4 protein-coding genes are annotated in these 8,634 nt (G+C 73.8%); all 4 read left to right on the top strand.

Annotation, left to right across the window (positions count from 1 at the left end; genetic code table 11):
- The first annotated feature begins 21 nt into the window (after positions 1 to 21).
- The 4 genes from WN71_RS02270 to WN71_RS02285 all read left to right on the top strand — a co-directional run bounded on the left by WN71_RS02270 (position 22) and on the right by WN71_RS02285 (position 8,331).
- Positions 22 to 219 (top strand): hypothetical protein, encoded by a 198-nt coding sequence (locus tag WN71_RS02270; protein ID WP_046581579.1) that lies wholly within the window; start codon positions 22 to 24, stop codon positions 217 to 219.
- A 429-nt stretch (positions 220 to 648) separates the two neighbouring features.
- Complete coding sequence (gene topA, locus WN71_RS02275) at positions 649 to 3,501, top strand: type I DNA topoisomerase (RefSeq protein ID WP_046581580.1); 2,853 nt, start codon at positions 649 to 651, stop codon at positions 3,499 to 3,501.
- A 169-nt stretch (positions 3,502 to 3,670) separates the two neighbouring features.
- A complete protein-coding gene (tmk, locus tag WN71_RS02280; protein WP_046581582.1) occupies positions 3,671 to 6,910 on the top strand; it encodes a dTMP kinase in 3,240 nt (1,079 codons plus the stop codon).
- Between the two features lie 215 nt (positions 6,911 to 7,125).
- Positions 7,126 to 8,331: a DNA polymerase III subunit delta' gene (locus WN71_RS02285; RefSeq protein ID WP_046581584.1), complete on the top strand. Its 1,206-nt coding sequence runs from the start codon at positions 7,126 to 7,128 to the stop codon at positions 8,329 to 8,331.
- Positions 8,332 to 8,634: the final 303 nt, after the last annotated feature.

Below are 8,634 nucleotides of genomic sequence, written 5' to 3' on the forward strand. Positions count from 1 at the left end.
CGTCACAGGAGGAAGCGCGACATGGAGAGCGGCCCGGCGATCTTCACCGCCATGGTGTTCGCCCTGTTCGGAGCCGCCATGCTGGCGTGGGTGACCGTCCGGGTCCGGCAGGGGCAGCCCGTCGCCGCCGGTGTGAGGCCCGTCGCATCCGCAGGCCTCGCCGCGCTCGCCGGCGCCGTGTCGCTGGTCCTCGGCGTGTGGTGCTTCGCGCACCTGTGACGGGGCGCCCGGCGAGCGCCCGGGGGGCTGCCCCGCCGCCCGCCCCGAGCGGCCTTCGGCCCGGTCCGGAGTGACGCCCTCCGCCCGGTCCGACAAGGCGTTCCGTCGTCGCGGGGCGCGTTGGACGGCGTACGTTTGAAGGGTGGCCGGTGCCCCGCGACGACGGACACCGCCGCGCGGTGGTGCGGCGGGCGGGAGCCCGGCGCGGGGTGGCCTGACGCTTCCCCTCCGGATCGCCCGGAAAGGGGCTGGTGGCCACTCCGGGCGGCAGGAATGGCGGTAGTCGGGTTACCGTTCGAGTGGCCGTTGCGGGCTTTTCCCGTTTGACACGGGGGCGGGATGTACCGTCACACTCCGCAGCGTCACCATGACACGACCCCGGGACGTAGGCCTGGGGAGGCCCAGCGTCGACCGGAGAGAAGAGCGAAGTTGTCCCCGACCAGCGAGACCGCGCACGGCGGCCGCCGACTCGTCATCGTCGAGTCGCCTGCCAAGGCGAAGACGATCAAGGGTTACCTCGGCCCCGGCTACATCGTCGAGGCCAGCGTCGGGCACATCCGAGACCTTCCCAACGGCGCCGCGGAGGTGCCGGAGAAGTACACCGGCGAGGTCCGCCGCCTCGGCGTGGACGTCGAACACGACTTCGAGCCGATCTATGTCGTCAACGCCGACAAGAAGGCCCAGGTCAAGAAGCTCAAGGACCTGCTGAAGGAATCCGACGAGCTCTTCCTCGCCACCGATGAGGACCGCGAGGGCGAGGCCATCGCGTGGCACCTCCTTGAGGTGCTGAAGCCCAAGGTCCCGGTCAAGCGGATGGTCTTCCACGAGATCACCAAGGACGCGATCCGCGCCGCCGTCGCCAACCCGCGCGACCTCAACCAGCGCATGGTCGACGCCCAGGAGACCCGCCGCATCCTCGACCGCCTCTACGGCTACGAGGTCTCGCCGGTCCTGTGGAAGAAGGTCATGCCGCGCCTGTCGGCCGGCCGCGTGCAGTCCGTGGCCACCCGGCTCGTCGTCGAGCGGGAGCGCGAGCGCATCGCGTTCCGCTCCGCCGAGTACTGGGATCTGACGGGCACCTTCGGCACCGGCCGCGCCGGTGACTCCTCGGACCCCTCCACGCTGGTCGCCCGGCTCCAGACGGTCGACGGCCGGCGCGTCGCGCAGGGCCGTGACTTCGACTCGGTGGGGCAGCTCAAGGGCGCCAACATCCTGCACCTCGACGAGGCGAACGCCCGCGCGCTGGCGGCCGCCCTGGCGGACACGCAGTTCGCGGTGCGCTCCGTGGAGTCCAAGCCGTACCGCCGCTCGCCGTACGCCCCGTTCCGCACGACGACGCTTCAGCAGGAGGCGAGCCGCAAGCTCGGCTTCGGCGCGAAGGCGACGATGCAGGTGGCCCAGAAGCTGTACGAGAACGGCTTCATCACCTATATGCGTACGGACTCCACGACCCTCAGCGACACGGCGATCGCCGCCGCCCGCGCCCAGGTCACGCAGCTGTACGGCGCCGAGTACCTGCCGCCGAGCCCGCGGACGTACGCCGGCAAGGTCAAGAACGCGCAGGAGGCGCACGAGGCGATCCGTCCCTCGGGTGATCGTTTCCGCACCCCCGCGGAGACCGGTCTGACCGGCGACCAGTTCAAGCTCTACGAGCTGATCTGGAAGCGCACCGTCGCCTCCCAGATGAAGGACGCGACCGGCAACAGCGTGACCGTGAAGATCGGCGGTGCCGCCGCCGACGGCCGCGACGTCGAGTTCAGCGCGTCCGGCAAGACGATCACCTTCCACGGCTTCCTGAAGGCCTACGTCGAGGGCGCGGACGACCCGAACGCCGAGCTGGACGACCGCGAGCGGCGGCTGCCGCAGGTCGCCGAGGGCGACCGGCTCACCGCCGAGGAGATCACCGCCGACGGCCACTCCACCAAGCCCCCGGCCCGCTACACCGAGGCCTCGCTGGTCAAGGAGCTGGAGGAGCGCGAGATCGGCCGGCCGTCGACGTACGCGTCGATCATCGGCACGATCCTCGACCGCGGCTACGTCTTCAAGAAGGGCACGGCGCTCGTCCCGTCCTTCCTGTCCTTCGCCGTCGTCAACCTGCTGGAGAAGCACTTCGGCCGGCTCGTCGACTACGACTTCACCGCGCGCATGGAGGACGACCTCGACCGCATCGCCCGCGGCGAGGCGCAGGCCGTGCCGTGGCTGAAGCGCTTCTACTTCGGCGAGGGCACCATCACCGGCGCCGCCGCCGACGCGGGCAACGGCGACGGGGACCACCTCGGCGGCTTGAAGGAGCTCGTGACCGACCTGGGCGCGATCGACGCACGCGAGGTCTCCACCTTCCCGGTGGGCAACGACATCGTGCTGCGCGTCGGCCGCTTCGGCCCGTACATCGAGCGCGGCGAGAAGGACTCCGAGGAGCACCAGCGCCACGACATCCCGACCGACCTGGCGCCGGACGAGCTGACCGTCGAGGTCGCCGAGGAGCTGCTCGCCAAGCCGAGCGGCGACTTCGAGCTGGGCGCCGACCCGGTCAGCGGCAACCAGATCGTCGCCAAGGACGGCCGCTACGGCCCGTACGTCACGGAGATCCTCCCCGAGGGCACCCCGAAGACGGGCAAGAACGCCGTCAAGCCGCGCACGGCCTCGCTGTTCAAGACCATGACCGTCGACACGGTCACGCTGGCCGAGGCGCTCCAGCTGATGTCGCTGCCGCGGGTCGTCGGCAAGGACGCCGAGGGCGTGGAGATCACCGCGCAGAACGGCCGCTACGGCCCGTACCTGAAGAAGGGCACGGACTCGCGGTCGCTCCAGACCGAGGACCAGCTCTTCACGATCACGCTGGAGGAGGCCGAGGCGATCTACGCCCAGCCCAAGCAGCGTGGCCGCGCGGCCGCCAAGCCGCCGCTGAAGGAGCTCGGCGAGGACCCGGTCAGCCAGAAGCCCGTCGTCGTCAAGGACGGCCGTTTCGGCCCGTACGTCACCGACGGCGAGACCAACGCGACCCTGCGCTCCGGCGACAGCGTCGAGGACATCACCCCGGAGCGCGGCTTCGAGCTGCTCGCCGAGAAGCGCGCCAAGGGCCCCGCCAAGAAGACCGCGAAGAAGGCTCCCGCCAAGAAGACGGCGGCGAAGACCACCACCGCGAAGAAGACGGCGGCGAAGAAGACGACGACGGCCAAGAAGACGGCCGCGAAGTCGACGACGGCGAAGACGGCCGCGGCGAAGAAGACGACCGCCGCCGCGAAGAAGGCCGCGGCGGCGGAGGCTTCGACGGAGGAGTGACCGGACGGCCACGGTGAGGGGCCCGAGCGGGCCCCGGTCCTCCACGTCCGTTTCGGATCCTTCACGTCCGTTTCGCGAAACGCACGCCCCGGCATCACTTTGGTGTCGGGTCGTGCGCATGTTCGGGCGGTCACCGCGCGGTGTCACTCGGTCCCGATAGGCTGAACGCATGACCCCAGCCGAGCAGCCAACGGCCCCCCACCCGGCCCCCGACGACGCCCTGGCCGCGGACTCCCGCGAGCGCGCCGTCCGAGCCCTGCTGCGCCGCCCGCAGCTGAAGCGGCTGTGGAGCGCCCAGCTCGTGGGAGGCGTGGGCGACACCCTCGCCCTCCTCGTCCTGGTCGTCCTCGTCCTCCAGGCGGCCATCGCGGAAGGCTCCTTCGGCGGCGGGTACCGGGGCGTGGCGTTCGCGGTCGCGGCCGTCTTCGCGGTGCGCATCCTCGCGACCCTGCTCTTCGGAGCCGTCCTGCTCGGCCCGCTGACCTCGCTCACCTCCCAGGACGGCCCGCTCGACCGGCGCTGGACGATGGTCGGCGCGGACGCCCTGCGCGCCCTGCTGCTGATCAACGCGCCGCTGTGGATCGACTGGACCCCTCGGAACGCGCCGGCCCTGCTGCTCGTCACCGTCTTCGTCTCCGGGGTCGCCGAGCGCTTCTGGACGGTGTGCCGCGAGAGCGCGGCCCCCGCCCTGCTGCCCGGACCGCCCCCCGAGGGCGCGACCGTGCGGCCGCTGCCCGACCACATGGACGCCCTGCGCCGGCTGTCGCTGCGCACCACGTTCGTCGCGATCCCGCTGGCCGCCGCGACCCTGGTCGTCGCGTCGCTCGTCAACAACCTGCTGGGCACCGCGATCGACTGGTTCGACCAGCACCAGGTGGCGCTGGGCTCGTACGTCGCGGCCGGCCTGTTCGCCGCCTCGCTGAACCTCCTGGTCTTCCTGGAGCTCCCGGGCGCCCGCACCCCGCGCGCGCGTTCGCCGCTGGAGGGCCTGCGCCGCCCCCGCACCGCGACCGGCGTCGACAAGGGCCGCACGGGCGCCGTACCGCTGCTCGTGACCGCCTGCGCGGCCGTCGCCGGGGCGATCGCCGCCGCCGTCGCCGTGTCGGTGCTGCACGCCAAGGACCTCGGCGGCGGCCCGGTCCTGTACGGCCTGCTCGTGCTCGCCCTCACCGGCGGCGTCGTGCTCGGCATCCGTACGGCGCCCAAGCTGCTGCCCTCGCTGTCCCGGCGCAGGCTGCTGGCCATCGCCATCGCCTTCACCGGAGTGGCGCTGCTCGCCGCCGGACTGGTCCCGGACGTCACCAGCGTGCTGCTGATCGACGCCCTCGCGGGCACCGGCGCGGGCGTGGCCGCCAACATCGGGCACACCCTGCTCGACCAGGAGACCGAGGAACTGCGCCGGGCCCGCACCACGGAGCACCTGCACGCGGTCGTCCGGGTCTTCGTCGCGCTCGGCGCGCTGATCGCCCCCCTGGTGGCCGCCCTCATCGGCCCGCACCGGCTGGAGAACGGCCGGTTCGTGTTCGCGCACGGCGGGGCCGCCTTCACCCTCATGCTGGTCGGCGCGCTGCTGCTCCCGGTGGCCGCGCTGGTCCTGGCCAAGGCCGACGACCGCTCCGGGGTGCCGCTGCGGCACGACCTCAGGGACGCGCTGCTCGGCGGCGACGACCCCGTGCAGACCGCCACGGAGGGCGGCTTCTTCATCGCCCTGGAGGGCGGCGACGGCGCCGGCAAGTCCACGCAGGCCGAGGCGCTCGCCGAGTGGATCCGCGCCAAGGGCCACGAGGTCGTCCTCACGCACGAGCCCGGCGCCACGCCGGTGGGCAAGCGGCTGCGGTCGATCCTGCTGGACGTGTCGTCGGCCGGCCTGTCGCACCGCGCGGAGGCGCTGCTGTACGCGGCGGACCGCGCCGAGCACGTCGACACCGTCGTACGGCCCGCCCTGGAGCGGGGCGCCGTGGTGATCACCGACCGCTACACCGACTCGTCCGTGGCCTACCAGGGCGCGGGACGCGACCTGTCCCCGACCGAGATCGCCCGGATCAACCGCTGGGCCACCCACGGCCTCGTGCCGCATCTGACCGTGCTGCTGGACGTGGCCCCCGAGACCGCCCGCGAGCGGTTCACCGAGGCGCCCGACCGGCTGGAGTCCGAGCCCGCCGAGTTCCACGCGCGCGTGCGCTCCGGCTTCCTCACGCTGGCCGCCGCCGACCCCGGCCGCTACCTGGTGGTGGACGCCGGCCAGGACCCCGAGGCCGTCACCACCGTGATCCGGCACCGCCTCGACACCGTGCTGCCGCTGTCCGCGGCCGAGGTCGAGGCCCGTGAGGAGGCACGGCGCAAGGCCGAGGAGGAGGCCCGCCGCAAGGCGGAGGAGGAAGCCGCCCGCAAGGCCGAGGAGGAGCGCCTGGAGCGCGAGCGCCAGGAACAGCTGGCGAAGCTGCGCGCCGAGGAGGAGGAGCGCAAGCGGCGCGAGCTGGAGGAGGCTCAGCAGCGCGAGGCCGAGCGCCAGGCCGAGGAGGCCAGGCAGCGTGCCGAGGAGGCGCGCAGGCGGGCCGAGGAGGAGCGGGTACGGCTGCTCGCCGAGGAGAAGGCACGCGCCGAGGCGGAGGCCCGCCGCAAGGCCGAGGAAGAGACCCGGCGCAGGCAGGCCGAGGAGGAGGCCAGGCTGCGCCGCGAGGCGGAGGAACGCCGGCTGGAGAAGCAGCGGCAGGCCGAGGCGGCGCTGATGCGCGCCGAGGAGGCCCGGCGCCAGGCCGCGGCGGCCGAGGCGGCGGCGCGCACCGCGGCCCGCCGGCCGGCCGTGACCGACAGCCCGGCCGTCCCGCCGGAGGCGGTCACGGTGCCGACCCCGGTGATCAAGCCCACGGACGCGCCCCGCGGTGCCGCCGACGAGACGGCCGTACTGCCTCCCGTGCGTCCCGCGGCGCCGGAGTCCGAGTCCGAGGTGACGGCGGAGCTGCCGCAGCCGCCCGTGGCGTCCGGACCGGCGGCCGACGAGACCGCGGTCCTGCCGCCGGTCCGGCCCGAGCGGGACGAGCCCGCGGGCGCCGCCGACGAGACGGCCCTGCTGCCGCCCGTCGTGCCGGGTGCCGCCGACGAGACCGCCGTACTGCCGCCGGTGCCTGCGGGGGACGACCCGGCCCACCGGGTGCCGCCCGGCTTCTTCCGCGACGAGCGGCCCGGCGCGGGCGAGGAGCGCGCGGGTGGCTCCGACGACCGCACCCGCGAGCTGCCCCAGATCGGCGCGGAGGCTCCGCGCCGGCGCCCCCGCCCGGACTGGGCGGAGGAGACCCCGCTGGACGACCTGCCCACGCTGGCGGACGAACTCCTCGGCCCGCACCGGGACGACGAGGACTACGGCGACCAGGAGCAGGGCCGCGGGCGCCGGGGCCGACGAGGGCGGTGACGCGGCCGCGGTCGCGGCAGGAGCCGTGACGGTCGGGGTGACAGGATCTCCGTGACCGGGACGGCCTTGACCGAGGCGGTGCTGACCGGGGCGGTGCTGACCGGGGTGGTCCCGGCCGTGGCCGCTCCGGCCGTGGCCGTCGCTGTCAGTGGGTGCCGTCACAATGGACCCGGATGTCCTGGATGCACGACGCGTGACGGAAGGCGGGCTGACCCATGAGCGTGTGGGACGACCTGGTCGGTCAGGAGAAGGTGAGCGAGCAGCTCGACGCCGCCGCTCGGGACGCCGACGCCTTCGTCACCGCGGCCGCCGCCGACGCCCCGCCGCCCACGGCGTCGAAGATGACCCACGCCTGGCTGTTCACCGGCCCGCCCGGAGCCGGACGGACCCAGACCGCGCGGGCCTTCGCGGCCGCCCTCCAGTGCGTCAGCCCCGACCGCGCCCTCGGCGGCGGCCCCGGCTGCGGTTTCTGCGACGGCTGCCACACGGCGCTGGTCGGCACGCACGCCGACGTCACCACGGTCGCGGCCGTCGGCACGCAGATCCTGGCCGAGGACATGCGCGACACCGTGCGCAAGTCGTTCACCTCACCGGCCAACGGCCGCTGGCAGGTCATCCTCGTCGAGGACGCCGAGCGGCTGAACGAGAAGTCGGCCAACGCCGTCCTGAAGGCCGTGGAGGAGCCCGCGCCGCGCACGGTGTGGCTGCTGTGCGCGCCGTCGATCGAGGACGTGCTGCCGACCATCCGCTCCCGCTGCCGCCACCTGAACCTGCGCACGCCCTCGGTCGACGCGGTCGCCGACCTGCTGATCCGCAGGGAGGGCATCGATCCGGCCGTCGCGACGGCCGCGGCCCACGCCACCCAGGGGCACGTCGACCGGGCGCGCCGCCTGGCCACCGACCCCGCCGCGCGGGAGCGCCGCGCCTCCGTGCTGAAGCTGCCGCTGCGCGTGGACGACGTCGGCGGGGCGCTCAAGGCCGCCCAGGAGCTGGTGGACGCGGCCGCGGAGGACGCCAAGCAGCTCGCCGAGGAGATGGACGGCAAGGAGACCGAGGAGCTGAAGGCGGCGCTCGGCGCGGTCCAGGGCGGCCGGATGCCCCGTGGCACGGCGGGCGTGATCAAGGACCTGGAGGACAAACAGAAGCGCCGCAGGACCCGTACCCAGCGCGACAGCCTGGACCTCGCCCTCACCGACCTCACGGCGTTCTACCGCGATGTGCTCGCCCTCCAGCTGGGGTCCCGCGTCGCCCTCGCCAACACGGACGCGGAGGAGGCGCTGGAGCGGCTGGCCCGCGCCGGCAGCCCGGAGTCCACGCTCCGCCGTATCGAGTCGATCGCCGCCTGCCGGGAGGCGCTGGACCGCAACGTGGCGCCGCTGCTGGCGGTCGAGGCGATGACGATGGCCCTCAGAGCGGGCTAGGTCTCGGCAGGTGCGGCCGCGGGCGGACATCGGGGCCGCCGCCCTGAGCGTGGGCGGGCATCGGACGACCGCCCCGATCGTGGGCGGGCATCGGACGACTGCCCCGATCGTCGGCGGGAATTGCACGGCTGCCCCGATCGCGGGCGGGCATCGGATCGCCGTCAGCCGCCCTTGAACGCCGTCAGCCGCCCTTGACCCCGTCCCCCGTACGAGGCGAGTCGTGTGCGGAGAGCGTTTGCGTCATCGCGCACCGTTACGCTCGACTGATGTACCTCAGGCGCCGCCCCCACACCCCCGGCCCCC

This window comes from Streptomyces mangrovisoli (genome assembly GCF_000974985.2).
In the GTDB taxonomy this organism is placed as follows: Bacteria; Actinomycetota; Actinomycetes; order Streptomycetales; family Streptomycetaceae; genus Streptomyces; species Streptomyces mangrovisoli.

Excerpts from the sequence above, each read along its gene's own strand:
- tmk (WP_046581582.1), top strand. The coding sequence starts at position 3,671 with ATGACCCCAGCCGAGCAGCCAACGGCCCCCCACCCGGCCCCCGACGAC.
- WN71_RS02270 (WP_046581579.1), top strand. The coding sequence starts at position 22 with ATGGAGAGCGGCCCGGCGATCTTCACCGCCATGGTGTTCGCCCTGTTC.
- WN71_RS02285 (WP_046581584.1), top strand. The coding sequence starts at position 7,126 with ATGAGCGTGTGGGACGACCTGGTCGGTCAGGAGAAGGTGAGCGAGCAG.